The following is a 25,332-nucleotide window of genomic DNA, read 5'->3' on the forward strand; positions in this document are numbered from 1 at the left end:
TAGGTTCGAGTCCTACAAGGTCCATTGTGGCATTGTATATGTTGGAGGATTACCCAAGTCCGGCTGAAGGGAACGGTCTTGAAAACCGTCAGGCGGGTAAAACCGTGCAAGGGTTCGAATCCCTTATCCTCCTTTACTGGATTCTTGATCGGATTGTAGATCAATGAGTACAGCTTTTAATTACTTAAAGCAGCTATTGCTTAATTAGTAATTTATTATCGCGGGATGGAGCAGTCTGGTAGCTCGTCGGGCTCATAACCCGAAGGTCGTAGGTTCAAATCCTGCTCCCGCAATTGCTTCTGTTAATACAATAGAAGCGTCAAATAAAAACTAAAATATGGTTTGGTAGTTCAGTTGGTTAGAATGCCTGCCTGTCACGCAGGAGGTCGCGGGTTCGAGTCCCGTCCAGACCGCCATGCGGGTGTAGTTTAGTGGTAAAACCACAGCCTTCCAAGCTGTTGTCGCGAGTTCGATTCTCGTCACCCGCTTTAGTTTTTATTTTTTGGGCCTATAGCTCAGCTGGTTAGAGCGCACGCCTGATAAGCGTGAGGTCGATGGTTCGAGTCCATTTAGGCCCATTGAACTATATATTTTGTTACATTTGGGGAAGTACTCAAGTGGCTGAAGAGGCGCCCCTGCTAAGGGTGTAGGTCGGGAAACCGGCGCGAGGGTTCAAATCCCTCCTTCTCCGTTTTAGCGGTCCGTTGGTCAAGTGGTTAAGACACCGCCCTTTCACGGCGGTAACACGGGTTCGAGTCCCGTACGGATCATTGCAACACTTTTTGGAGGATTACCCAAGTCCGGCTGAAGGGAACGGTCTTGAAAACCGTCAGGCGGGTAAAACCGTGCAAGGGTTCGAATCCCTTATCCTCCTTTACTGAACTCTTGATCGGATTGTAGATCAATGAGTCCAGCTTTTAATTACTTAAAGCAGCTATTGTAATTAGTAATTTATTATCGCGGGATGGAGCAGTCTGGTAGCTCGTCGGGCTCATAACCCGAAGGTCGTAGGTTCAAATCCTGCTCCCGCAATCAAAAAAACTAAATATGGTTCCGTGGTGTAGGGGTTAACATGCCTGCCTGTCACGCAGGAGATCGCGGGTTCGATTCCCGTCGGAACCGTTATGGCTCGGTAGCTCAGTTGGTAGAGCAATGGATTGAAGCTCCATGTGTCGGCAGTTCGATTCTGTCCCGCGCCATCTTGCGGGTGTAGTTTAGTGGTAAAACCACAGCCTTCCAAGCTGTTGTCGCGAGTTCGATTCTCGTCACCCGCTTTAGTTTTTATTTTTTGGGCCTATAGCTCAGCTGGTTAGAGCGCACGCCTGATAAGCGTGAGGTCGATGGTTCGAGTCCATTTAGGCCCATTGAATTTTACTTGGTCCGTTGGTCAAGTGGTTAAGACACCGCCCTTTCACGGCGGTAACACGGGTTCGAATCCCGTACGGATCATGAAAGCATCCTTTGGAATGCTTTTTTTTTATGTTTTAAAAAAGGCAATTTTAAAAGTTTTTCCATAAATTAGGCACAGTAGGTCAAAATTTGTTATAATCAGTCCGTTGCAAGTTCCCGAAAGGATTCGCAGCTGCGAAGATGCCTTGTAACCGAATCGAAATTTAGGGGGAATACAAAAAATGACAGAGAAACATTTATTTACTTCAGAATCTGTATCTGAAGGACATCCAGATAAAGTGGCTGATCAAATCAGTGATGCTATTTTAGATGCGCTGCTTGCTGAAGATCCAATGGCACGGGTTGCCTGCGAAACCTCGGTGACGACCGGATTGGTATTGGTTTTTGGCGAAATCTCGACAAGTGCCTATGTAGATATTCAAAAAATTGTTCGCGAAACCATCAAAGGAATCGGTTATACACGGGCAAAATTCGGCTTTGACGGTGACACTGTGGCGGTATTGGTAGCCATTGATGAACAATCACCTGATATTGCACAAGGCGTTGACAATGCATTAGAAGTACGCGATGAAGCGAATGAAGAAGAAATCGGTGCCGGAGATCAAGGATTGATGTTTGGTTTTGCTGTTGATGAAACACCAGAATTGATGCCATTACCAATTGCATTGAGTCACCGTCTTGTTCGGCGATTAGCAGAACTGCGTAAAACGAATGAATTGACCTATTTGCGTCCTGACGCAAAATCCCAAGTAACTGTCGAGTATGATGATCAAGATCAGCCTCGTCGAGTGGATACAGTTGTTATCAGCACACAGCATGATGATGCAGTAGACAATGAAACGATTCGTCATGACGTTATTGAAAAAGTGATTAAAGAAGTGATACCAGCTTCTCTTTTAGACGATGAAACAAAATATTATATCAATCCGACAGGACGATTTGTCATCGGTGGGCCTCAAGGGGATGCCGGATTGACTGGTAGAAAAATCATCGTAGATACTTATGGTGGATATGCAAGACATGGCGGTGGCGCATTTTCTGGGAAAGATGCAACAAAAGTTGACCGTTCTGCTAGTTATGCTGCACGCTATATTGCTAAAAATATCGTTGCAGCGAAACTTGCCCGAAAGGTAGAGGTTCAGCTAGCTTATGCGATTGGTGTAGCACAACCTGTATCGATTCGAATTGATACGTTTGGAACCGGAAAAGTCAGTCAAGAGAAATTGATCCAAGCTGTAAGAGAGAATTTTGATCTGCGGCCAGCTGGAATTATAGAAATGTTGAATCTACGTCGTCCGATTTATCGTCAGACAGCGGCATATGGACATTTTGGTCGTACAGATATCGACTTGCCATGGGAACAAACAGATAAAGTGGATGCTTTATTGGCAAGTGTGAAGGAATAAAGAGGCGACCTCTGTTGATGTAAATCAATAGAGGTTCTTTTTTTTGACTTAGAAGAGGGGGAGAATGATGAAAACGAATGTGACACGTGTGACGATTGCTGTTTTTGTTGCAACATTTATGACGGCTATCGAAGGGACGATCATTACGACTGCTATGCCGACGATCGTTGGTTCTTTACACGGGATCGAGATCATGAATTGGGTTTTTTCGATTTACTTATTGACTAGTGCTATGTTGACACCCATTTACGGTAAACTTGCCGATACCATTGGTCGTAAACCGATTTTTTTATTTGGGACACTGCTCTTTATGATTGGTTCCGCACTCTGTGGCTTGTCAAACAGCATGCTGACACTCATCCTTTCGAGAGCTGTTCAAGGAATCGGGGCTGGTGCGATGATGCCTGTTGCATTGACTATCATCGCCGACTTGTACCCTGTAGAAAAGAGAGCGAAAGTCTTGGGTTTGAACAGTACTGCTTGGGGGATTGCTAGTGTCGTCGGTCCATTAGCTGGTGGTGTGATTGTTGATACAGTCGGTTGGCACTGGATCTTTTTTATTAATGTGCCGATTGGTGTGTTTCTCCTTGGCATGATTTGGTTTTATTTTCATGAAAACAAAAAGACGAAGAAATCTGGGAAAATGGATTTACTTGGTAGTTTTTTGATGATGGTCACATTAGTTTCTCTGCTTTTAGGGTTTCAGTTACTAGGCGATCAGGGGTTAAGTGTTGCTGTGGTAAGCTTACTGATTTTGACTATTGTAACATTCCTGCTGTTTTATCGAGTAGAGAAAAAAGCAGCAGATCCATTAATTGATTTAGCGTTATTCCATTCTAGAACTTTTGTGGTAGTAAATATTGTCGCAGCACTAGCTAGCGGTTTTTTGATGGGTATCGATGTGTATATCCCAATGTGGATGCAAGGAGTCTTAGGAATGAGTGCAGGTATCGGTGGTCTTGTACTAGCACCGTTATCGATTTTATGGATGGTCGGCTCATTTCTAGCCAGCCGCTGGTTGCTGAAGCGGTCGGTTTCATGGGTCCTAACGGCTAGTCTATTAATTACGCTTGTTGGCGCAATCTGGCTTTTTATTACCCCAATGAAAACGTCTTTTCTCTGGTTTTTAGGAATCTCTTCAATTACCGGAATCGGATTGGGAGCAACGATGGTCGTTTGTACCGTGACTGCTCAAACGAGTGTTCCTCATTCACAAATTGGGGTAGCGACCTCCTTCAATACGCTATTAAGAACAATTGGTCAGACAATCATGGTTTCTGTTTTCGGGATCGTCTTGAATATCAGCAATAATTTTGGATTGAAAGAAGCAGGTATTCAAGATCAGGAAATCATGAATCGCTTAGTGGACCCAACTGCTGCTAAGAAACTTTCAACAGACATTCTGCTTCAATTACGAGGAATTTTGTACGATGGATTACATTGGGTATATGGATTAGGATTGTTGCTGATTGTGCTTGCTTTGGTGTTTGCCCGTACAATTCGGCGAGAATCTGGTACAATGATAAAAAAAGAATCGCAGGTGATTTGATGGCTTTTATACAAGCAAATATCTATTCAAATGTTCTTGAAATGGAAGTAATGGTAAACGTGATTCTCCCCCAAACTACCATCAAAAAGGTAGGTACAACTACAAAAAATGATCAAAAAGAATTACCAGTTCTATATCTATTACATGGAATGGGCGGTAATCATAGTGTCTGGGAAAGACGAACTTCGATCGAGCGCTATGTGAGCGACTATCAAATGGCAGTGATCATGCCTTCGACTGATTTGGCTTGGTATACAGATACAACTTATGATATGAAGTACTGGACCTTTGTTGCAGAAGAGTTACCGCAAATCTGCCGAGAGCTGTTTCCTCAATTGAGCAGTGATCGGGAGAAGACATTTGCTGCCGGTCTATCTATGGGGGGCTATGGTGCTGTTAAGTTGGGTTTGCGTAAACCAGAGAGTTTTGCTGCCGTTGCCTCTTTGTCCGGGGCTTTAGCGATTGCTGAAAGCATGGATTCTCTTTTAAAAATTCGAAATACTTCTTACTGGGAAGGGATTTTTGGCCCATTGGATCAGTTTCAAGGTTCAGAGAATGATTTGATCCATTTGATCGATACGATTGATCCGCAAAAGGCACCGCGCTTTTATATTAGTTGTGGAACAGAAGACCAACTGTTTCCTGCAAGTGAATATGCAGTTGCAAAAATGCAGGAACGTGACTTGGCAGTGACATTTGAGTCTGGTTCCGGAGATCACGATTGGCAATTTTGGGATCAGTGGATCCAACGGGTATTAAACTGGCTCGTTGAAGGAAAATAAAAAACATCAGAGACCGAAGAATAGTCAACGGTTCTCTGATGTTTTTTTTCGTTCGATACAAAACAGGACTGGTGGTTGGTTGCGCTGATTGATGAATTGATAGGACAGCACGTTAAATTGCGCTTGTGGTAATTGACGACAAAAGCGATGAACAGCTTCTAACTCTTCAGGTCCGCCTTCGTGGCCATAATAGCATACAAGGATGATCCGACCGCAAGGAACAATACGTTGGATCAACGCTTGCAGTGCCTGTTCGGTCGTCTCAGGTAAAGTAATGATTTTTTTATCGCTCTTTGGTAAGTAACCTAGATTGAAAATAGCTGCATGAACGGCATCAGGGACGTAATCCGCTACTGTTTCATGTCCTTGGTGGATCAGTTCAACTTGCGGCAGGAGTCCTTTTGCTAACAAGCGTTCTTTTGTTGTTGTCACTGCTTGTTCCTGAATATCAAAGGCATAGACTTTGCCTTCAGGTCCGACTAGTGTTGCCAACAGCTCGGTATCATGGCCATTTCCCATGGTGGCATCAACTACGGTCTGTCCGGGTTTGACGACTTCTTGTAAAAGGGTGTGGCTATAACGCATGGCTGTTTGTAGCATAGATAGCCTCTTTTCTAACATCAAATTTTCCTTGATAGGAGTCGCGGCGCAGCATTTCTTTATCGATCTCATTCAAGACTTCCCATTTTTTGAGACTCCACATAGGTCCAATCAAAGCATCCCAAGGAGCGTCACCTGTCAGACGATGAATGATGATCTCCGCAGGAATCATTTCTAGTTGGTCGCAAATCAAAGAGACATAAGTCTCTCTTTGCATCAATTGCAGCTTGCCTTCATGATAGTCCCGGAGCATGCGGGTATTTCGCATCAAATGCAAGAGATGGAGTTTGATCCCTTGAATATCTGAGTCCAAGATTGTTTTCCGCACATTTTCCCGCATCATTTCTAATGTTTCACCAGGGAGTCCATTGATCAAATGGGTACAAACCTGAATGCCATGTTTTCTCAATTTAGCGACACCATCAAGATATGTTTGATAATCATGCGCACGGTTGATTGCGTTGCTGGTGGTTTCAAAGGTTGTTTGTAACCCTAACTCCACCCACAAATAAAAGCGTTGGTTCAATTCAGCTAGATAGTCTACCACATCGTCTGGCAGACAGTCAGGACGTGTACCGATAGAAACACCAACGACACCTGGCATGGTCAAAACTTGTTCAAACCGCTCTCGAATGACTGCAGCTGGGGCATGGGTATTGGTGAAATTTTGGAAATAAACGATGTACTTATCGACATGAGGCCATTTTTTGTGCATCATATCGATTTCTTTATGAAATTGAACGGGCAGCGGGGCTTCAGGTGCAACGATCATGTCGCCTGAACCAGATACGCTGCAAAAGGTACAACCACCTTTTGCGACAGTACCATCTCGATTGGGACAGTCGAAGCCAGCATCGATCGGTACTTTAAAGATTTTTTCACCAAATTCCTGACGCAATGCATAATTCCAAGAATGGTAACGTTTATGCTGATTTTCGGCATAGGGGAATGAATTCATGGATTTTACCTTCTTTTCTTTTTTCTAAGATTGTTTTTGTTGGAAACGCCAGACAAAACGCTTTTCCAAATAGTACGGATAGGTCAGTAACAGCCAAGAGAGTCCCACACAAAATCCGCCGAGTACGTCGCTAGGAAAGTGAACACCTAGATAGATCCGACTGATACCGATCAGAAAGATCAGTAAGCCAAGCAAGATTCTCATACCCCAGCGTAGCGCTTGTGACTGGAAAAAGACAGGAATCAGCAAAAGTAAGGTTCCATAAAATACCATGCTGCCAGTGGAGTGTCCGCTAGGAAAACTAGAGCTTGTCTCCAACACTAAATGTTCCAGTGTTGGTCTTTCTCGCATAAAGAATAATTTAATCAACGGATTGAAGACCGCTGAGATGCCAATCGTACCGAAACTGAGCCACAGTGCTTCGGAATAGAAGCGATTGATAAGCAACACGACCAATACAACAATGAAAAGCAGCCCAATCGTTACTGGATTAGCAAACTTGGTCACCCATAGGAAAAAGTCAGTCAAAAAAGGGTAACCGCTACGGATCAAACGAGTGCTACTTTCATCGAAAGGATTCAGCCAAGTTGGATAGAATTTGACAACATAGCCTAAAAAGGCAAAGAGCAGCAAAAAACAGCTGCCGGCGAATTGATAATACAGTTTTTTGTTCATAAAAAAATCCTCATTTCTACAGGCAAACATAGTGAGTCTATTATACCATTTATCTTGGAGGGACAAAAGACAGTGGCGCAGGGGTGTTTCTTGAGGGACAATATTGTATAACAAGAAATTGTTGCTTACTTCTTCTTTCGAATAATGTACGTTAGATTACAAAGAGTTTACAGTTTGGCGAAAAGAAGGAAATAACTTTTATAAAATCTTAAGAAATTGTATACTAAACGTAGGAAAAAAATAGAAGACGGAGGAACGTTCATGAACATGAGTTTATCGCGCAAAGAGCGTCGCAGAGAAGGACAGTCCAGTGAATTTTATCAAATGATGAGAAAAAGTGCCGCTGTTGTAGGGACAACCATAACCGCTTGCTCAGTAGTAGCGCCTTTGCTGACTCCAGTTCAAGCGGATGCCGTAGAAAATACTGTGGTGAGAAGTAACTTTGCTGCACCTAATACAGCAGCATTCATTACAGAAATCGCAACTTATGCACAGCCTGTTGCCCAAGCAAATGATCTTTATGCTTCAGTCATGATCGCACAAGCCATTCTTGAAAGCGGCTGGGGAAGAAGTGCCCTGTCCCAATCACCTAACCATAATCTTTTTGGAATCAAGGGCAGTTATAATGGTCAGACAGTCTATATGAACACAGCAGAGTATTTAAACAATCAATGGTTGACTATGAAAGAACCCTTCAAAAAATACCCTTCTTACAAAGAATCTTTTGAAGACAATGCACGAACATTAAGAAATGTTTCGCTAGGAAACGGTAATTATTATTATGCAGGTGCTTGGAAGAGCAATACGTCTTCTTACCGTGATGCAACCCAATGGTTGACGGGGCGTTACGCAACAGCTCCCAACTATGCTTCTTCATTGAATACGGTGATCCAGCAGTATGGCTTGACTAAATATGATACACCAGCTTCAGGCAATGCCGGTGGTGGAGCAACGGTCAGTGCACCTAATACCGCTACAAATCCTGTCAGCAAGCCAGCAGCGACATCGTCAGTTTCTTCTGGTAGTCAAGGCTATACAGTTGCGTCAGGGGATTCTGTCTGGGGAATCGCTAATAAATTCGGCATCACAATGGATCAGCTATGTAGCTGGAACAATATTCGCAATAATTTTATCTACCCAGGACAAAAACTGACGATCAATGGTGGTACTGCCAAACAAACGACGAATACAGGGACCATATCTACCACGACAGCAAGTGCTGGTAGTTATACTGTTGCTTCAGGGGACTCGGTTTGGAGTGTGGCGAACAAGCATAGTATCACGATGGACCAATTGCGCAACTGGAACAATATCAAAAATGACTTTATTTATCCTGGTCAACACTTAGTCGTAAAAAATGGTACTGGGTCAAAAAGTCAGGCCAACAAGACTACAGCAATAAGTTCTGTAACCAATGCTGGTAGTTATACCGTTGCGTCAGGGGACTCGGTTTGGAGTGTGGCGAATAAGCATGGCATCACGATGGATCAATTGCGCAGCTGGAACAATATCAAAAATGACTTTATTTATCCTGGTCAACGCTTAGTCGTAAAAAATTCTGGAAATAAACAGACAAGTAGCCCGACCACAGCTTCTACGAGCATTTCTTCATCAGCTGGCAGTCAAAAGTATACCGTTGCGTCAGGGGACTCGGTTTGGTCGATTGCTAATAAATTTGGTATCACGATGGACCAATTCCGCAGTTGGAACAATATCAAAAATGATTACGTCTATCCTGGTCAAAGCGTACGGGTCAGCGGTACGGCAACGGCTGCGAATCAGACGGCAAGTACGAGCAACTATACCGTAGTATCTGGCGATTCTGTCTGGGGAATTGCGGATAAATTTGGTATTTCCAGAGATCAATTTATTCAATGGAATAACATTAAAGACAACTTTGTTTATCCTGGCCAAAGCGTTCGCGTAAAATAGATTGCTATTCCGCTGTTTTTTTGATAGGATAAGTGCAAAGAATCTTTCACATTTGAGAAGGAATAGTAGAAACGTGTTGGAATCAAGAGAGTGCATGGCTGGTGGAAATGCACAGAAGACCTTTCGAACTCGCCTTCAAGTGATATTTGACTGAAATGAGTGTTTCTCAGAACCGCTCAAAGTAGGCAGATACGGCGATGGTCGTTAACACATCGAGGTCTGTTTCATAACAGATAAAATTAGGTGGTACCACGTTTATAACGTCCTATAAAAATCAATAGTGATTTTTATAGGACTTTTTTTAAGTTCTGCTGATTTTTGATCAAGTCAGAGCACCAATTTTTAGGAGGCGTCCATAGTGAACTACAATCACAAAGAAATTGAAAAAAAATGGCAAAAATATTGGGCTAAGAAAAATGAGTTCAATACCCACGATCAACCGGATAAACCAAAGTTTTATGCGTTAGACATGTTCCCATATCCTTCTGGACAAGGATTGCACGTAGGGCATCCAGAAGGATATACAGCGACGGATATTCTAAGCCGCTTCAAGCGCAGCCAAGGATTCAACGTTCTTCATCCCATGGGGTGGGATGCTTTTGGGTTGCCTGCTGAACAATATGCATTGGACACGGGGAATGATCCGGCCGAGTTTACGAAAAAAAATATTGAAACATTCCGTCGTCAAATCAATTCACTTGGGTTTAGTTACGATTGGAATCGTGAGATCAACACGACAGATCCTGAGTACTATAAATGGACGCAATGGATTTTTACCAAACTTTATGAAAAAGGATTGGCTTATGAAGCCGAGGTTCCTGTCAATTGGGTTCCAGAGTTAGGAACGGTTATCGCCAATGAAGAAGTGATCGATGGCAAAAGTGAACGCGGCGGCTACGATGTTATTCGCAAACCTATGCGTCAGTGGATGTTGAAGATCACGGCTTATGCGGATCGCTTGCTAGATGATCTAGAAGAAGTTGATTGGCCTGAGAGCATCAAAGAAATGCAGCGGAATTGGATCGGTCGTTCTGTGGGTGCCAATGTCACCTTCAAAGTAGCGGGTAGCGATGCAGCATTCACCGTCTTTACGACACGACCAGATACATTATTTGGCGCCACGTATACGGTTTTGGCTCCTGAACATGAGTTGGTACAAGCCATCACTACACCGGAGCAAAAAGCAGCAGTTGAGGCATATGTAGCAGAAACAGCGAAGAAGTCCGATTTGAATCGGACCGATTTGTCTAAAGAAAAGACGGGTGTCTTCACAGGGGCCTATGCGGTCAATCCAGCGAATGGGAAAGAAGTGCCAATTTGGATTGCTGACTATGTGTTGGCTTCATATGGTACTGGTGCGATCATGGCTGTGCCAGCTCATGACGAACGTGACCATGAATTTGCAAAAGCTTTTGGGTTAGAAATCATTCCTGTTCTGGCTGGGGGAGACGTTGAAGAAGCTGCTTATACTGAAGACGGTCCTCATATCAATTCAGAGTTTCTGGATGGTCTAGATAAAGAAGCTGCAATTGAAAAAATGAACCACTGGTTAGAAGAACAAGGAGTCGGTAAAAAAGAAATCAGCTACCGTCTGCGAGACTGGCTGTTTTCTCGGCAGCGTTACTGGGGTGAGCCTATCCCGATCATTCATTGGGAAGACGGTACTACAACCACTCTTCCGGAAGATCAATTGCCACTACGCTTGCCAAAAACCGATAATATCAAGCCAAGTGGTACAGGTGAATCGCCATTGGCGAATGTCAGCGAGTGGGTCAATGTCGTTGATCCAGAAACAGGCATGAAGGGACGTCGTGAAACGAATACGATGCCGCAATGGGCAGGGAGTTCTTGGTATTTCTTGCGGTTTATCGACCCTCACAATAAAAATCGCTTAGCCGATTTTGACAAATTGAAACGCTGGTTACCAGTAGATATCTATATCGGTGGGGCAGAACATGCGGTGCTTCATTTACTTTATGCTCGTTTCTGGCATAAGTTCCTTTATGATCTTGGTGTCGTACCGACAAAAGAACCATTCCAGAAATTATTCAATCAAGGGATGATCCTTGGGGAAAACAATGAAAAAATGTCGAAGTCTCGCGGAAACGTCGTAAATCCGGATGATGTCATCGAACAATACGGAGCAGATACACTGCGCATGTATGAAATGTTCATGGGTCCATTAGATGCATCGATCGCTTGGAATGAAAACGGCTTGGAAGGCAGCCGTAAATTCCTAGACCGCGTTTGGCGTTTGATCGTGGATGAAAATGGCAAAATGCGTGATCGAATTACTACATTCAATGATGGCAAACTAAGTAAAGTTTACAACCAAACAGTTAAAAAAGTTACCGAAGATTTTGAACAGCTTCATTTCAACACGGCTATTTCACAGCTGATGGTCTTTGTGAACGAAGCATATAAGTCCGATGCACTACCATATGAATATGTTGCTGGATTTGTCCAATTGTTGGCACCGATTGCCCCTCATATCGGTGAAGAACTATGGGCAATTCTCGGAAATAAAGAGGGCATCTCTTATGTGCCATGGCCAACTTATGATGAAAGTGCGCTAGTCGAAGATGAAATCGAAGTGGTATTCCAAGTGAACGGCAAAGTTCGGGCAAAAGCCAAAGTTCCTGCGGATGCAGACAAAGCGACGCTCGAACAGTTAGCTCAATCAAATGAACTGGTAAAAGAACAATTGAATGGAAAAACGATTCGCAAAATCATCGTTGTACCAAATAAATTGGTCAATATCGTCGCTAATTAATTGAAAAGAGGGACTGTGCCATAAGTCTCCTACAAGTAAAACTATCCGAACATTAACTATTATTGCTCCTGCGGTGCAGGGACTCCTCGTCGCAAAAGTCAGAGGAATCTATCCTAGCAATAGACTATTATTCGGTTTAACTTGTTGGATGATGACTTATGGCACAGTCCCTCTAAACATGTCTAAACGGTCGAAGCAGATGCAACTCCGAGAAATAAGTCGAAATACCCAAAAATTTGAAAAGCAATTTCTGTGTATTCCTCCTTATTTCTCGGAGTTTAACACTTCTGTCCCCGCTTTTTTTGTACAAAAAAGCAGCGGTTCAGCTGATGCAAACATCAACTGCCGCTGCATACTATTTTTTGCGAATAATGCCGTAAAACAATACAGCTGTAGCCACTAATGGAATGAAGATCACCAATAGAAAGCCATTTGGATATGTTGCGCGAGTGAAGATTTCTGTGGAAGTATCATTTGTGCCGATCAAGTGGTTTGCTACTAAAAATTGTCCGACCAATGCGATCATTGCTAGAAAACCTACTGTTGCCCCTGTTCCAAAGAAGATTTTTTTCTTTGTGCTGTTCATTGCGTCTGCCCCTTTAATATTCTCTATGTCCCATTATACAAAAAATGAAAAAGTCTTCAATGCGATTTTGTCAAATCATTGATTCGTAATACACTTGAAATGAATTTGACATATTTTTCTAGTCAGCTGACTCTTTCTAAGTGAAACGGCAATCAAATCATTCGCTGAACTAAGAGGGGTCTCGTATAATAGAATTAACGCAAATGAAAGCGCAGAAAGAAGGAATAAAAATGGACTATCAATCTTTTGAAGGTCAAGAGGCTTTTTTCAATGATTATCAACGAGTAGCAAAAGCAGGTTACCAAGAAGAAGAAGTGATCGATGACGTGCTGGAACAGCTGAATCAGCAATTGACTGCGGACCAGCTAATTTACCGAGTGGAAGCGGAAAAAACGAAAGACGGCGAAGTCTTTCTGTTTCCTTTCAACAAATTCATGTATACCGAAGATTTGGACGCAGCAATCTCGACAGAATTTCGCTATGATGGTGCTCCTTATGTCTATGAAACCTATGAGGATGAACAACCATAATTTTCAGCAAGGTATTTAAATCAAGAACTTTTTAAGAGGCATTTGCATAGACACAAAAATAAACACCCAAAGGATGACCCGCTTGATGCTGTCATTCTTTGGGTGTTTGTTGTTAACGGATAGGTGAGGCAATGAAAAAATCAAAGCAAACGCTGAGCGATCTGCAAATCACCTTCATAAGGTTCTTTTTGACCATTGACTTTCAAATATTGCTCAGCGCCTTTACCAGCTAGAATCACGATATCTTGACTAGCGGCTTCAGCAACCGCTGATTGGACCGCAAGGCTGCGGTCCATCTGTTCTTCAATAATGACAGTAGGTGCAGTGATCGCAGCGGCTATCTCGGCAGCAACAGCACGAGGATCCTCAAAGTTAGGGTCATCAGAAGTTAAATAGACTTTATCTGCATACTCAGAAAGCGCTCGACCCATGTCAGGACGTCGTGATTCTGCTTTGCCGCCGGCACTGCCTGTCACAAAAATCAGCCGTCCTTTTGGCCGCAATGTATGGGCTAGCTCACTCAGTGACTTAAAGCTTAAGTAGTTGTGGGCATAATCAACGATGATCAATGCGCCATTTTGTTTTTCCAGAACGATCATTCGTCCTGGAATCGTTACATTGGGCAAGACAGATTGTGCTTCTTCTTGGGTAGCTCCCGCAAGACAAGCAGCAACGATTGCAGCAGTAGCATTGTCGTGATTGAATGCTCCTAGCAAAGCCAACTGATAGTCGCCATTCACAAGAAGAATATCTTTTTCAGAATGGATGCGGAATGATTTAGGATCGCCCGATTCCGCTGGTAATACTTGATAATCTCCATCGCATTGGCCATAGGTGATCAATGGTACTTGATGAGCAGCACAAGTTTCTTTTAATAGTTCAAAATAATCGCTTTGTCGGTTAATGATCATTTGTTTACTATTGTGGATCAACTCGCGTTTGCAGAAAAGATAATCATCAAAGTCCGGATGTTCTACTGGACCGATATGATCGGGCGAAATATTTAGAAAGATTCCAATTTCATAAGTGATCCCAGAGACACGTTTGGTTTTATAAGCTTGGGAAGAGACTTCCATTACTAGATGTGTCATACCATTAGCGACTGCTTCGGCCATCATAGCATACAAGTCTAACGTTTCCGGAGTCGTCAAAACTGCTTCCTGATAGTTCTTTCCGTCAACAGTATTTTCTTCAGAGGAGAAAAAAGCTACTTTCTGATTGGTTGTTTTGGCTAAAATCTCCCGCACAAAATAAGCACAGCTCGTTTTGCCTTTTGTTCCTGTGATTCCAATTTTAAACAGCTGATCTTGCGGATTGTTGTAAAAAGCCTGGGCAATACAAGCCATGGCTGCTCGGATATCTGTAACGATGATGCCATAGGCGGAACAATTTTCATAAGGGTGTTCCGAAACATAACATTGAAGACCCTGAGCAACGGCACTTTCCAAATAGCTTTCTTTGAACGCGGCACCTTTACAGAAGAATAGCGTATTTGCGTCTGTCTGACGCGAATCATAACTTAATGAGGTAAAGATCAAGTCGTTCATTTCTTGTGGAACGGTATAATGCCATTCTTGGCCGATAAACTCTTTTAATAGATTTGCTTCGATCAACAACCCGCGGATCTGATGGGGGGTAATGGTAAGTAGTGACATCTTGGTTCTCCTCGTTTCAAAAAGTTTAGTTTATTATAGCATATTCAGGCAAATCGAATGGAAGACAGCATGCGATTGGTCGTTCTTCTTCAATAATGTGAAGAAACTTTAATATGTTGCAAAAATAGATTGCTCGAAGTCCTTTTTCGAATTAAAATGAAGGGGATATGTTTGTAGAAAGTTGGAGAGAACTGCCATGGATAATCATACGCAATCTGCGTCAAAACAATTAACGACACAAGAAAAAATGGCTCAAGGATCGGCTTGGATGACACTGGGAAACATTGGTTCTCGGTTGCTCGGTGCGATCTATATTTTGCCGTGGTACTACTGGATGGGAGCCAACGGAGATAAAGCAAATGCATTGTTTGGAATGGGTTACAATGTCTATGCTTTGTTTTTGATGATTTCTACTGCAGGAATTCCAGCAGCGATTGCGAAACAGATTTCCTACTACAACTCAAGAGAAGAGTATCGTACAAGTCAGCGCTTGTTCCTGAGAGCTTTACAGTTGATGGCAGGATTTGGGGTAGTAACTGCTGGTATCATGTACATAGCCGCTCCTTGGCTGGCAACCGCATCTGGTGGCGGAGAAGAATTGATTCCAACGATGCGCTCCTTAAGCGTGGCACTTTTGGTCTTTCCATGTATGAGTGTGATGCGAGGATATTTCCAAGGAAATCAAGACATGAAACCATTCGCGATTTCTCAGATCGTTGAACAGATCGCGCGAGTCTTCTATATGCTGTTGGCAACGTTTATTATCATGCGGGTGGTAGAAGGCGACTATACAGCTGCTGTGACTCAATCAACGTTTGCTGCCTTTATCGGCGTTTTAGCAAGTGTTCTGGTTTTGGTTTATTATTTCCAGAAGCAGCGGGTTCGGATGGATGTTTTGCTGGACATGAGCAAAGAAGAAACAGAGGTCCAAACCAAAGAATTGGTTTTATCCACCATCAAAGAAGCGATTCCTTTTATTATTGTTGGTTCTGGGATCACAATTTTTAAACTAGTGGATCAGTATACCTTTGTTCGAATTATGAAAGGATTTACACAATATTCAAATGATCAGCTCTTAGACATGATGGCAATCTTTGGCAGCAATCCAGACAAGCTGACAATGGTCGTGATCGGCTTAGCAACGTCGATGGCATCTACAGGGTTGCCTTTAATCAGTGAAGCAGTAGCGAAAAAGAATCAAGGAAATTTAGCTAAATTGATCAGTAATAACCTCCAGTTGTATTCCTTTGTCATGCTGCCTGCTACGTTTGGAATGATCGTATTGGCGTATCCATTGTATACATTGTTTTATCGACCGGATACATTAGGGGCAAGCGTCCTCGTTGCTGCTTGTATCTCTGGCTTAATCCTGGGCTTGTTCATGCTGACTTCTAGCATGCTGCAAGGGATGTACCATAACACAGAAGCGGTTATCTTCTTCTTTATTGGTTTGTTGCTAAAATTTATTTTGCAGTATCCGGCCATCTGGCTGTTCCAAGTTTATGGTCCTTTAGTCTCTACAACATTGGCACTTGGTGTGACTTGCTGGCTGAATATTAGAAAAATGTTGACTAAAGGCCACTTCAATGCCAAGTTGACCTTTAGAAGAACGGTTTTGATTTTCCTGATGACTCTCATTATGTTAGTGATCGCGCTGATTGCTCGGCAATTGTTTGGTCTGGTCTTAAGTTCGGATCGCAAAGTCCAAGCCTTTATTCTTTCTCTACTGGTTGCAGCAGTCGGTGGCGGGGCCTATATTTATATGGCATTGAAAATCCGCTTAGCAGAAAAACTACTGGGCTCATCAATGATTCGTTTGCGTAAGAAATTGCGAATCAAATAACCCAATAAACCTGATTAGCCGCTGAGATCGCATGGATCGATCAGGCGGTTTTTTCAGTAAAAAAGATCGCAAAGAAAGAGGCGAGAAAACATGCGAATAGATAAATTCTTAGCAGATATGGGGTATGGCTCACGAAAAGAAGTGAAGCAAGCAATCAAGAAAGGCTTTGTTGCGGTCAATGGTCAACAAGTCAAAAGTGATAAATTCCAAGTAGCTGAACAAGAGGATCAGGTTTCGTTTGCAGGAGAACTGGTACGTTACCAGAAAGATTTCTATTATTTATTGAACAAACCGGCTGGTGTGATTTCTGCAACGACCGATCCGGAAAAGACGGTCTTGGATTTGTTTGCGGCGGAAGATTATCGCCGGGATCTTTTTCCAGTCGGTCGTTTGGATAAAGACACCGAAGGACTACTGCTAATTACGAATGATGGCCAGCTAGCTCATCGGTTATTGTCACCCAAAAAACACGTCGAAAAAGAGTATTATGCAGAAGTTCGAGGGATCATGACCGAAGAGGATCGTCACCAATTTCTCCAAGGAATCGAACTGGATGGGGAAACTCTCATGCCGGCACAGCTGACGATTTTAAAGGTAGACGAGCAGTCCGAGACATCCACGATTACCTTGATTTTGCATGAAGGGAAGTTTCACCAAGTAAAACGAATGGTGCAGGCAGTGGGAAAAGAAGTGACTTATCTCAAGCGTACTCGAATGGGCGGTTTACAACTGCCGAAAGATTTGGCATTAGGAGAGTATCGTTCAGTGACAGAAAAAGAGCTGGCACAGCTTTCTGCTGAACCAGCGGATGATTGAATTGTTGCAGCGAATGAAGCCTGACGGCTGTGCCCGGTATGTTGAATGAGACTAGAGGCAATGTTTCTGCTGCTTCAGAAACATTCTGTCCATCACCAGAGCCCAGGCAGCGCTTTGATCTGCAGTGACTCTTGTGAGAATGGATGGGTCAAATAAAGTTCATAAGCATGCAGCTCAAGGCGAGCTGCAGTTTTTTTCTGATAAAGAGGGTCTCCGACGATAGGATGTCCAATGCTAGCAAGGTGGACACGAATCTGATGCGTACGTCCTGTATCTAATACACAATAGATCGAAGTCGTTTGGGCATTGCGAGCGGCAATCTCAACGTGTGTCACCGCAGATAAGCCATTGCGTGGGTCAATGACTCGTTTGCGACGGTCGTGGCGATCGCGTCCGATTTTTTTGCGAATGGTTTGGTTTTGATCCAATTGTCCCCAGACTGTTGCTTGGTAGCGACGATAAATTTGCTTACTTTCAAGCATTCGTCCCAAAATAGGCAAGACTAAGGGGTTTTTAGCAAATAAAATGACGCCGCTGGTCTCTTTATCTAATCGGTGAACGACATAGGGTCTTGTCTCTGGTGCAAGATATGCAGCCAGATCATTCATAAGTGTGTCGGTTTCATTTGGTTGGTTGGGGTGGGTTTTGATACCAGCGGGCTTATTGACAACGATCAGATGTTCATCTTCAAACAACACCGTAATCTTCTCTTTGTTCCCAGAAATCACTGGCTGATACGTGTAATCTGCTTCTTCTAGAAGAAGCGTGAGCTGATCCCCACCTGCTACTTCCTGATGAAAAAGGGCTGTTTCACCGTTGACGCGTACATTTTTGCGGGTTCGCAGTAAATGGCGTACTTTGCGAGGGACGAGCCATTCTTGTTCTAATAATTCCCGAATCGTTGTTCGGGGATGGTCATTAGGTAATGTAATGGTATATTCCATAAAAATCCCTTTCTAAGTTGTGATCTATTTGCTATTATAGCATCTTTAAGATTTTCTTATAAAAAAAACAACAAAAAACAGAAGTTTCGCTGATAGAATTGACGAGCAATCTTTTGTGGATGAAATTTACTGCTAGAGCCGTATTCCAAACGGTTTGATTTATGCTACACTTTGTTAAAAGGAGCGTGGAGAAATGGATTTGAAACAAATCCTTCACAAGATAAAAGAATCGATCCAAACTTTCTGGCGTTGGATCAAGCCTTATCTACAGCAATTCCATCAATGGCGCAAACGCATTTGGAAGAAATATCATGTGAATAAAATAGTTATTTTACTGACTTTAGTGGGTATTTTAGTGATGAGCGGTTACTTGTTTTATATCGCCAAGAATACCAAAGTTAGTGAATTAGAATCAGGATTGAAAGAGTCCACTGTGATCTACGATGCTAAAGGAGAAGAAGCTGGGCAGCTCTATTCTCAAAAGGGCACCTATGTTGATTTAAAAAGCATTTCCCCAGCAGTCGTTCACGCACTGATCTCAACGGAAGACCGGAATTTTTATAATCACCATGGGTTTGATATCAAAGGGATCGCTCGGGCGGCCTTGCGGATGGTAGTCAATCGTAGTGCAGAAGGTGGCGGTGGGAGTACAATTACGCAACAACTAGCAAAGAATGCCTATCTTTCTCTCGATCAAACCTTTAGTCGAAAAGCCAAAGAACTGTTTCTAGCGATTGAAATCGAAAAAAAATACTCAAAAGATGAAATATTGGAAATGTATTTGAACAGTTCCTATTTCGGTAATGGAGTCTGGGGGATTCAAGATGCTTCGCTCAAATATTTTGGTGTTAATGCTTCAGATTTGACGGTGGGAGAAGCAGCTACCTTAGTAGGTATGCTTAAAGGTCCATCAATTTATAATCCTATCGATCATCCAGAAAATGCGACGAACCGCCGAGATACTGTTCTAGGACTGATGGTAGACAACAAAATGCTGGATCAATCTGTGGCCGATCAAGAAGAGCAAGTTTCAATAGCTAGCCTGTTGTACGATGGCTATGGCAATTCAGAATCTGGCTATAAATATCCTTATTACTTCGATGCAGTGATCGATGAAGCGGAGTCTTACGGACTTGATGCGGATGATGTGATGAACCGTGGATACAAAATCTACACAGCACTGGATCAAAACTATCAGGCACAAATGGAAGCTGCCTATAAAAACGATGCGCTTTTTCCAGAAAATGCGTCTGATGGAACGATGGTCCAATCAGGTTCGGTGGCATTAGATCCGACAACTGGCGGTGTTCAAGCATTGGTAGGGCGACGAGGCGAACATGTTTTTCGCGGGTTCAATTTTGCTACCCAAATGAAACGCTCGCCAGGTTCGACAATCAAACCCATCAGTGTTTATGCACCTGCAATCGAAGCGGGCTATAATCCAGATAGTATTTTGGAAGACAAACCTCAAAGTTATTATGAGGCAAAGAATTACGATGGGACCTATTCCGGTGAAGTGCCGATGTATCAAGCATTGGCTCAAAGTTTAAATCTGCCAGCTGTTTGGACACTTCATGAAATTGGTCTCGACCGCGGATACAAAAAGACTCAGGAATTTGGGCTAACATTGTCAGAATCGGACAAATATTGGGGATTGGCGTTAGGCGGATTGGAAACTGGCGAATCACCGTTGACCATGGCTGCCGCGTATGGTGTCTTTGCTAGCGGAGGCTATTACTACCAACCGCATTTGATCACCAAAATCGTTGATTCAACGGGCGCGGTTATTGTAGATAATACTTCAGTCAAAGGAAAACAAGTCATCTCCAAAGAAACAGCAGACAAGATGACAAGCATGATGCTGGGTACCTTCTCTAATGGAACTGGGGTCAGCGCTAGCCCTTATGGCTTTACGATCGCAGGAAAAACCGGGACAACGGAAACAAACTTTGATTTATCAAAAGTCAATGATCAGTGGATCGTTGGGTATACACCTGATCTCGTAATCTCCACCTGGCTGGGCTTTGAACAAACGAGTGCCGAACACTATTTGACTGGAACCAGCGGTCAAGTCGTCGGCAAGATATTTAAAGCGGAAGCCGAAAGTCTGTTGCCTTACAGCCAAGGAAGTCAGTTCCAAGTAGCAGATGCCTATATGACTGGTGGGAAACTGATGGCAGCAGATGAAGTGCCAGATCCAAATGAATCAACGGACAACGATGACTGGAAAAAATCAGTTGACGAGTTTGCCGAAAATGCCAAAGAAGGATTAAAAGATTTTGGTGAGCGCGTCAAACAAGGAACCAAAGAGCTTTTTGGTAATCTATGGAATACGATCAATGGTAATTGATGTTAGCTTCTACTGCATGTGCATCCGAACAGTATGTTATAATAAGAAAAAAACAAAGTGAGGGAACAGTATGGCAAACATTTATGACACAGCGAATCAATTAGAACGAGAATTACGAGAATCCGAACAGTTTCAAGATTTAAAAGCCTCGTTTGATCGTTTGAAAGAAAACCAAGAAGCGTATAGCTTATTCAAGGAGTTCCAAGGCTTGCAACAAGCTTTGCAACAAAAAATGATGGCAGGCCAAGAAATGACAGAAGAAGAAGCACAGCAAGCACAAGAACTCTCTCAAAAAATTCAGCAAGATCCAATCGTTTCGGAATTGATGCAAAAAGAGCAAGCATTTAGTCTGGTGGCCAATGATTTGAATCGAATCATCATGGGCCCTGTGCGGGACTTATACGAAGCCTAAGCGCTAGCTTGCTAACTTACCGCAGCACAAAAGAGACCAAGAGGGGTTCTCAAACAGAGGCCTCGGACTTGTGCCAATTCTATGCCAATTTACAGTGCTTTAGATAGCGTTAGAGGCTAATTTGAGCGGACAACATTCGAAGGATCGGGGACTTCCTCGACCCTTCGAATTTTTTTGTTCAAAAAGGCGAACAAATTTTCGTATTTTGCTGACGAAAAAACAAAGAAATGTTATGATAGAAGCAAAAGGGGGAAAGGTATCATGCGTTTTTTACATAGTGCTGACTTGCATATTGATCGTTCTTTCGAAGGGATCCGCATGTTATCGGATAACGTCAAAGAGCAGCTTCCGCTGATCAATCGAAAAATAATCAAAAAACTGGTTGATACGGCACTGGAGCATGAAGTGGATTTTGTTCTCTTGGCGGGGGATACCTTCCACCAAGCCCGTCCAAGTCTGCGGATCCAGCATGACTTTTTTCAAGAGATTTCCCGACTTGCGTCAGCAGAGATCCCTGTCTATATGATCTTTGGTAACCATGATTACTATGATCCGCAGCGTTATTGGTTTGATTTTCCTGAGAATGTTGAGCTGTTTCCCAGTGAGACGGTTGAAACGATCAAAGGCGTAACCAGAAATGGTGAGACCTATGCTATCAGTGGCTTTAGTTATCAGCAGCCTTGGATTACACAGAACAAGATCAGGGAATTTCCTAATCGCCAAGCGGTTGATTTCCATATCGGTATGTACCACGGGGATAGTGCAGGGGAACATTATGCACCATTTTCTGTGAGTGAAATGAAGCAGAAAGGCTATGATTATTGGGCACTAGGTCATATTCATGTTCCTAAGATCCTTTCAGAAGAGCCTGCGATCGTTTATCCAGGGACCCCACAAGGCAAAACGCAAAAAGAACAAGATACAGGCGTTGTTTTAGCCACTTTGAGTTCCCATGGTACCGAGATCCAGACGGTCGACGTAGCAGAAATCACATGGGCACAACAAGAAGTCTCATTAGCAGCTTGTAAGGATCAGCGTTCGATTTTGCAAACGATTTTGAAGGAGGTCAACACGAATCAGCCACGACTGATCAAATTAGTGCTGACAGATACGGATCAGTTATCTTCAGATTGGTTTTCTGAAACCGAAAAAAATGAAATGATCGCCTATTTGAACGAGCAGCTGTCAAGAGACGTATTACAGACAATTTATGCAATCGAAGTCTACAAAACAGAGACAGAAAAAATTCCATTAGCGATCCCGGCGTCCTATGTTGATCAATTACTAGCTATTTATCAAGACCCGTCTATTTTTGCTGAAGGACTGAATGATTTGCTTCGTCATCCGTTGCTTTATCGCGGGATTGATCAAGGTGCCTTTCAAGAAGAGGTCTTACAGCAGACGAAACACTTGCTGGAGAATGATTTCCAGTGGGAGGAAGAAGTATGAGAATCTTAAAAGCAGAGATCACTGGGTTTGGCCGTTACCATGATCAAGTGATTGAATTATCCCAAGGAAATCAATTGCTTTTTGGCAACAATGAAATCGGCAAGTCGACATTGTATCAGTTTATTGCGGCTATGCTGTTTGGTTTTCCTAAAAGAACAGCTAAGAAAAAGGATTATACCCCAAAAAATGGGGCCGCTTATGGAGGCAGATTGTGGCTAGTTGTCGAACCTTACGGGGAAGTGATGATCGAACGTTACCGTCAAATCGATCGAGGAAGAGCCAAAGTCCATTTCAACGGGCAGACCGGCGACGAGGAAATGCTGGCACAGTTGCTGCAACCCTTGAATCAGACGTTGTTTTTCGATGTATTTACTTTTCAGCAAGAACAACTTGCCCAAATTGACAAGCTGCAAGAAAATGAATTGCATCAAGCACTGATTTCTTTGGGAATCAGTGGGAGTCAAAAGATGCTGCAACAAGTGGCTCGCTATGAAGCAATCAATCAACAAAATTATAAACCGCGGGGACAAAAACTCCCTTTGAACCAAGCGTTGAAACGTTTGGAGAAACTACAGGAGAAAATTGCCCAAAAAGAAAGCGAAGAACATCGCTTGCAACAGCAGTATCAGCAGATTTCACAGATTCAAAAAGAATTGCGGCAATTAGAAGAACAGCAGCAAGTGCAAAGCGATGCTTATCAAGCTGTTCAACAACAGATCAGCCATTGGCCATTGTATGAAGAATGGCAACAGCTATCAAGCCAGCCAGCTGCAGTAGCAGAAAAAGACGCTCAGAAAATCAGCAGATTTTATCAGACCTATCAGCACTTAACAGAAGATATTCATCAAAAAGAAGCAGAACTTGATCGTTTGGAACAAGGGCAAGCTTCAGATAAATATTTCTTTTATCTGGACAACGAACATTTGATCACTCAGATCCTTCAGAAACAAGTTGAGATGGCCCGATTGATGGATCGGCAGGAACAGGCGCTAGAAAAGGAACAACAAGCACGAATGGCGTTGAACCAGCTGATCAATAGACGGCAATGGTCAAAAGAATCACCACCACTGCAGACAGAACAAATCCAGGAACAATTAATGAATCTGGAGCAAAGCGACTACCAGTTAGAGGAAGCAAACAAGCGCTTAGAGTGGTTAGAAGAGAAGGAAAATCATCTTCAACATGCTTTATCACGGTTGGAACAGGCGCACCCAGGATTGATGGGAGAGCAAAAAATGGCTATTCCTATGGTGCCATTAGTAGGTGGTTTGGTTGCTTATGTTGCAGCATTCTTTTTACCGTCTCCTTGGCGCTGGTTGTGTATAGCGGCTGGCACCGTTGGTATTGGACTAGCAATTTGGGAGGCAATGAAACAACGTCCTCATAAACAAGGTGACAGCAAAAAACAATGGCAAGAGTTATTGTTGCAAACGGATCTGGTTGCCTCAGAGATCGCAGATCTGACAGAAGCCAATAATTTACAAAAACAGCAGAATGAACGATGGCGTCAGGCGCTGCAACCTTTTTTTGGCACAGAACCTTATCACCGATGGCCGGCCTTCTTGCTGCAGTACCAAGAAGATGTTACTAATTATCAGTTGTATGCTCATCAGCTTCGCGAAGCCAAAGAACAACTGCAAGAGGTCACAGAACAGCTTCAGCCTTATCAAGCGATGTTTACACCTTTTGCTGATTGGTTGCCCCTGCAAAATAAGACAATACTGGAGCAGGCTCAGCTATTGCATGAATTCAATGAAGAGATGCAGGCTGTTAAATTGGCGCGTTTACAGCAGCCCAGCACGTTGTTGGCGCAGCAACTTGCTCGCAAAAAGGCGGAGCGGACTGCATTGTTGGCGGCTTCTCAAGAGATTCTCTCACAAGTTGGCATTGATCAGCCAGCAGAAATCAGTCTTTGGCTCAAACAATGGGAGACGCATCAGCGGGCGGCAAAGCGGGAAGCCGAATTAGCAGTCATGCTGGATCCGATTTTCCCGGAACCAATCACACAAGAAGAATTGCTGGAAAAGAAAACGCAAGTGGCACAAAAGCAAAAAGAGCTGCACCAGCTTAGTCGACAAAAGGCAGAGCAAAGGCAACGGCTTGAACTAGAAGTAGCCGCCAGCCAAAAAAGCGGTACGTTGAGCCAGCTCTATCAGGAAGAAAGCGAACTGCGGGCAAAAATCGAGGAATTGGCTCTTGCTTGGAGCAGTCGACAATTAGCTGCTTCGGTATTGTCCGATTTGACGACTGAATTGTCTGAGCAACAATTGCCGCAATTACTAGAAAAAGCTTCGATATATTTCAGACTGCTTTCCAATGACCGCTATCACCAAGTAACACTGCATGAGGGGCAATTAGTTGCCAGCAATGCTAGCGATAGTTACTCGATCATCGATCTATCAACAGGAACAAAAGATCAGCTGATCATGGCGATCCGCTTCGGTTATCTTGCGTTGCAACAAAATCATCCGCTTAGTCCCATCATTATCGATGATGGCTGGTTGCATTATGATAGTGCACGAAAAGAACGGTTAGCGGAATTATTCGCTGAGTTTGGCCAATATTACCAAGTAATTTGTTTGTCTTCTGACCAAGAAATGGTAAGCTATTATCATAAATACCAGCAATCCGTACAAGAACTTAGTCAAAGGATGTGAGAAAT

The 25,332-nt window shown here is 43.2% G+C and carries 18 protein-coding genes, 15 tRNA genes, 1 riboswitch and 1 other annotated feature (1 of these 35 running past the window's edge); of the genes, 27 read left to right on the plus strand and 6 right to left on the minus strand.

Annotated elements, in window-relative coordinates; genetic code table 11:
* The 18 genes from FE005_RS05500 to FE005_RS05585 form a co-directional block, all read left to right on the plus strand.
* Nucleotides 1–24, plus strand: a tRNA-Ile gene (locus FE005_RS05500) (it extends 50 nt beyond the left edge of the window).
* Nucleotides 25–43: 19 nt separating this feature from the next.
* Nucleotides 44–133: transfer RNA gene (locus FE005_RS05505), tRNA-Ser, on the plus strand.
* Nucleotides 134–219: 86 nt separating this feature from the next.
* Nucleotides 220–293: transfer RNA gene (locus tag FE005_RS05510), tRNA-Met, on the plus strand.
* A 46-nt stretch (nucleotides 294–339) separates the two neighbouring features.
* Nucleotides 340–416: transfer RNA gene (locus tag FE005_RS05515), tRNA-Asp, on the plus strand.
* Between the two features lies 1 nt (nucleotide 417).
* A tRNA-Gly gene (locus tag FE005_RS05520) sits at nucleotides 418–488 on the plus strand.
* Between the two features lie 16 nt (nucleotides 489–504).
* Nucleotides 505–578, plus strand: a tRNA-Ile gene (locus FE005_RS05525).
* Between the two features lie 25 nt (nucleotides 579–603).
* A tRNA-Ser gene (locus FE005_RS05530) sits at nucleotides 604–691 on the plus strand.
* Nucleotides 692–698: 7 nt separating this feature from the next.
* A tRNA-Glu gene (locus FE005_RS05535) sits at nucleotides 699–770 on the plus strand.
* Between the two features lie 14 nt (nucleotides 771–784).
* Nucleotides 785–874 (plus strand) — tRNA-Ser (locus FE005_RS05540).
* A gap of 84 nt (nucleotides 875–958) precedes the next feature.
* A tRNA-Met gene (locus tag FE005_RS05545) sits at nucleotides 959–1,032 on the plus strand.
* Between the two features lie 17 nt (nucleotides 1,033–1,049).
* A tRNA-Asp gene (locus FE005_RS05550) sits at nucleotides 1,050–1,122 on the plus strand.
* Nucleotides 1,123–1,126: 4 nt separating this feature from the next.
* Nucleotides 1,127–1,199 (plus strand) — tRNA-Phe (locus FE005_RS05555).
* Nucleotides 1,200–1,203: 4 nt separating this feature from the next.
* Nucleotides 1,204–1,274: transfer RNA gene (locus tag FE005_RS05560), tRNA-Gly, on the plus strand.
* Nucleotides 1,275–1,290: 16 nt separating this feature from the next.
* Nucleotides 1,291–1,364: transfer RNA gene (locus FE005_RS05565), tRNA-Ile, on the plus strand.
* Nucleotides 1,365–1,377: 13 nt separating this feature from the next.
* Nucleotides 1,378–1,449, plus strand: a tRNA-Glu gene (locus FE005_RS05570).
* Nucleotides 1,450–1,551: 102 nt separating this feature from the next.
* A riboswitch (SMK box riboswitch) is annotated at nucleotides 1,552–1,634 on the plus strand.
* A complete protein-coding gene (metK, locus tag FE005_RS05575; protein WP_003128403.1) occupies nucleotides 1,632–2,816 on the plus strand; it encodes a methionine adenosyltransferase in 1,185 nt (394 codons plus the stop codon). (Overlaps the previous riboswitch by 3 nt.)
* 67 nt (nucleotides 2,817–2,883) lie before the next feature.
* Complete coding sequence (locus tag FE005_RS05580) at nucleotides 2,884–4,365, plus strand: MDR family MFS transporter (protein WP_138372196.1); 1,482 nt, start codon at nucleotides 2,884–2,886, stop codon at nucleotides 4,363–4,365.
* The gene (locus tag FE005_RS05585; RefSeq protein WP_021149016.1) at nucleotides 4,365–5,147 is read left to right on the plus strand and encodes an alpha/beta hydrolase family protein; all 783 of its coding nucleotides are present in this window, start codon (nucleotides 4,365–4,367) and stop codon (nucleotides 5,145–5,147) included. Before FE005_RS05580 ends, FE005_RS05585 begins: the two co-directional genes overlap by 1 nt.
* 24 nt (nucleotides 5,148–5,171) lie before the next feature.
* Here the strand turns inward: FE005_RS05585 and FE005_RS05590 are convergent, their stop codons facing one another.
* The 3 genes from FE005_RS05590 to FE005_RS05600 are packed head-to-tail and all read right to left on the minus strand — an operon-like array spanning nucleotide 5,172 to nucleotide 7,380.
* Entirely contained in the window at nucleotides 5,172–5,747 is a 576-nt protein-coding gene (locus FE005_RS05590) for a class I SAM-dependent methyltransferase (RefSeq protein WP_005472914.1), read from the minus strand.
* Nucleotides 5,722–6,705 (minus strand): TIGR01212 family radical SAM protein, encoded by a 984-nt coding sequence (locus FE005_RS05595; RefSeq protein WP_029487327.1) that lies wholly within the window; start codon nucleotides 6,703–6,705, stop codon nucleotides 5,722–5,724. Before FE005_RS05595 ends, FE005_RS05590 begins: the two co-directional genes overlap by 26 nt.
* Before the next feature lie 24 nt (nucleotides 6,706–6,729).
* Nucleotides 6,730–7,380: a phosphatase PAP2 family protein gene (locus FE005_RS05600; RefSeq protein ID WP_003128409.1), complete on the minus strand. Its 651-nt coding sequence runs from the start codon at nucleotides 7,378–7,380 to the stop codon at nucleotides 6,730–6,732.
* A gap of 261 nt (nucleotides 7,381–7,641) precedes the next feature.
* On the opposite strand from FE005_RS05600, the gene FE005_RS05605 reads away from it, so the two are divergent.
* Both FE005_RS05605 and leuS read left to right on the plus strand, forming a co-directional pair.
* A complete protein-coding gene (locus FE005_RS05605) occupies nucleotides 7,642–9,312 on the plus strand; it encodes a LysM peptidoglycan-binding domain-containing protein (RefSeq protein WP_138371431.1) in 1,671 nt (556 codons plus the stop codon).
* Nucleotides 9,313–9,356: 44 nt separating this feature from the next.
* Nucleotides 9,357–9,583, plus strand: a binding site (T-box leader).
* A gap of 87 nt (nucleotides 9,584–9,670) precedes the next feature.
* Nucleotides 9,671–12,085, plus strand: coding sequence for a leucine--tRNA ligase (gene leuS, locus FE005_RS05610; RefSeq protein ID WP_003128411.1), 2,415 nt, complete (start codon nucleotides 9,671–9,673; stop codon nucleotides 12,083–12,085).
* A gap of 355 nt (nucleotides 12,086–12,440) precedes the next feature.
* Here the strand turns inward: leuS and FE005_RS05615 are convergent, their stop codons facing one another.
* Entirely contained in the window at nucleotides 12,441–12,671 is a 231-nt protein-coding gene (locus tag FE005_RS05615) for a hypothetical protein (RefSeq protein WP_003128412.1), read from the minus strand.
* 230 nt (nucleotides 12,672–12,901) lie between these two features.
* On the opposite strand from FE005_RS05615, the gene FE005_RS05620 reads away from it, so the two are divergent.
* Nucleotides 12,902–13,201, plus strand: coding sequence for a DUF5960 family protein (locus FE005_RS05620; protein ID WP_138371432.1), 300 nt, complete (start codon nucleotides 12,902–12,904; stop codon nucleotides 13,199–13,201).
* Between the two features lie 140 nt (nucleotides 13,202–13,341).
* On the opposite strand, the gene murE is transcribed toward FE005_RS05620, so the two are convergent.
* Nucleotides 13,342–14,856: a UDP-N-acetylmuramyl-tripeptide synthetase gene (gene murE, locus FE005_RS05625; protein ID WP_138371433.1), complete on the minus strand. Its 1,515-nt coding sequence runs from the start codon at nucleotides 14,854–14,856 to the stop codon at nucleotides 13,342–13,344.
* A 196-nt stretch (nucleotides 14,857–15,052) separates the two neighbouring features.
* Here murE and FE005_RS05630 point away from each other — a divergent pair, with 196 nt between their 5' ends.
* Complete coding sequence (locus FE005_RS05630) at nucleotides 15,053–16,699, plus strand: polysaccharide biosynthesis protein (RefSeq protein ID WP_138371434.1); 1,647 nt, start codon at nucleotides 15,053–15,055, stop codon at nucleotides 16,697–16,699.
* A 90-nt stretch (nucleotides 16,700–16,789) separates the two neighbouring features.
* Complete coding sequence (locus FE005_RS05635) at nucleotides 16,790–17,515, plus strand: pseudouridine synthase (protein WP_138371435.1); 726 nt, start codon at nucleotides 16,790–16,792, stop codon at nucleotides 17,513–17,515.
* Between the two features lie 92 nt (nucleotides 17,516–17,607).
* Here FE005_RS05635 and FE005_RS05640 read toward each other — a convergent pair whose 3' ends face one another.
* Complete coding sequence (locus FE005_RS05640) at nucleotides 17,608–18,459, minus strand: RluA family pseudouridine synthase (RefSeq protein WP_081131440.1); 852 nt, start codon at nucleotides 18,457–18,459, stop codon at nucleotides 17,608–17,610.
* 193 nt (nucleotides 18,460–18,652) lie between these two features.
* Between FE005_RS05640 and FE005_RS05645 the strand changes: the two genes are divergently transcribed.
* From FE005_RS05645 to FE005_RS05660, 4 genes are all read left to right on the plus strand, one after another.
* Nucleotides 18,653–20,809: a PBP1A family penicillin-binding protein gene (locus FE005_RS05645; RefSeq protein WP_003128419.1), complete on the plus strand. Its 2,157-nt coding sequence runs from the start codon at nucleotides 18,653–18,655 to the stop codon at nucleotides 20,807–20,809.
* Between the two features lie 70 nt (nucleotides 20,810–20,879).
* A complete protein-coding gene (locus FE005_RS05650; protein ID WP_003128420.1) occupies nucleotides 20,880–21,221 on the plus strand; it encodes a YlbF family regulator in 342 nt (113 codons plus the stop codon).
* Nucleotides 21,222–21,482: 261 nt separating this feature from the next.
* Complete coding sequence (locus tag FE005_RS05655) at nucleotides 21,483–22,670, plus strand: DNA repair exonuclease (protein ID WP_138371436.1); 1,188 nt, start codon at nucleotides 21,483–21,485, stop codon at nucleotides 22,668–22,670.
* The gene (locus FE005_RS05660) at nucleotides 22,667–25,327 is read left to right on the plus strand and encodes an AAA family ATPase (protein ID WP_138371437.1); all 2,661 of its coding nucleotides are present in this window, start codon (nucleotides 22,667–22,669) and stop codon (nucleotides 25,325–25,327) included. Before FE005_RS05655 ends, FE005_RS05660 begins: the two co-directional genes overlap by 4 nt.
* The last annotated feature ends 5 nt before the right edge of the window (nucleotides 25,328–25,332 follow it).

The sequence above is a fragment of the Enterococcus sp. M190262 genome (genome assembly GCF_005843965.1).
Lineage (GTDB): Bacteria > Bacillota > Bacilli > Lactobacillales > Enterococcaceae > Enterococcus_D > Enterococcus_D gallinarum.

Coding starts and splice junctions, on each gene's coding strand:
- FE005_RS05600 (WP_003128409.1), bottom strand. CDS start 7,380: ATGAACAAAAAACTGTATTATCAATTCGCCGGCAGCTGTTTTTTGCTG.
- FE005_RS05635 (WP_138371435.1), top strand. CDS start 16,790: ATGCGAATAGATAAATTCTTAGCAGATATGGGGTATGGCTCACGAAAA.
- FE005_RS05580 (WP_138372196.1), top strand. CDS start 2,884: ATGAAAACGAATGTGACACGTGTGACGATTGCTGTTTTTGTTGCAACA.
- FE005_RS05620 (WP_138371432.1), top strand. CDS start 12,902: ATGGACTATCAATCTTTTGAAGGTCAAGAGGCTTTTTTCAATGATTAT.
- FE005_RS05650 (WP_003128420.1), top strand. CDS start 20,880: ATGGCAAACATTTATGACACAGCGAATCAATTAGAACGAGAATTACGA.
- FE005_RS05615 (WP_003128412.1), bottom strand. CDS start 12,671: ATGAACAGCACAAAGAAAAAAATCTTCTTTGGAACAGGGGCAACAGTA.
- FE005_RS05630 (WP_138371434.1), top strand. CDS start 15,053: ATGGATAATCATACGCAATCTGCGTCAAAACAATTAACGACACAAGAA.
- FE005_RS05590 (WP_005472914.1), bottom strand. CDS start 5,747: ATGCTACAAACAGCCATGCGTTATAGCCACACCCTTTTACAAGAAGTC.
- FE005_RS05645 (WP_003128419.1), top strand. CDS start 18,653: ATGGATTTGAAACAAATCCTTCACAAGATAAAAGAATCGATCCAAACT.
- FE005_RS05660 (WP_138371437.1), top strand. CDS start 22,667: ATGAGAATCTTAAAAGCAGAGATCACTGGGTTTGGCCGTTACCATGAT.
- FE005_RS05605 (WP_138371431.1), top strand. CDS start 7,642: ATGAACATGAGTTTATCGCGCAAAGAGCGTCGCAGAGAAGGACAGTCC.
- FE005_RS05640 (WP_081131440.1), bottom strand. CDS start 18,459: ATGGAATATACCATTACATTACCTAATGACCATCCCCGAACAACGATT.
- FE005_RS05585 (WP_021149016.1), top strand. CDS start 4,365: ATGGCTTTTATACAAGCAAATATCTATTCAAATGTTCTTGAAATGGAA.
- murE (WP_138371433.1), bottom strand. CDS start 14,856: ATGTCACTACTTACCATTACCCCCCATCAGATCCGCGGGTTGTTGATC.
- metK (WP_003128403.1), top strand. CDS start 1,632: ATGACAGAGAAACATTTATTTACTTCAGAATCTGTATCTGAAGGACAT.
- FE005_RS05655 (WP_138371436.1), top strand. CDS start 21,483: ATGCGTTTTTTACATAGTGCTGACTTGCATATTGATCGTTCTTTCGAA.
- FE005_RS05595 (WP_029487327.1), bottom strand. CDS start 6,705: ATGAATTCATTCCCCTATGCCGAAAATCAGCATAAACGTTACCATTCT.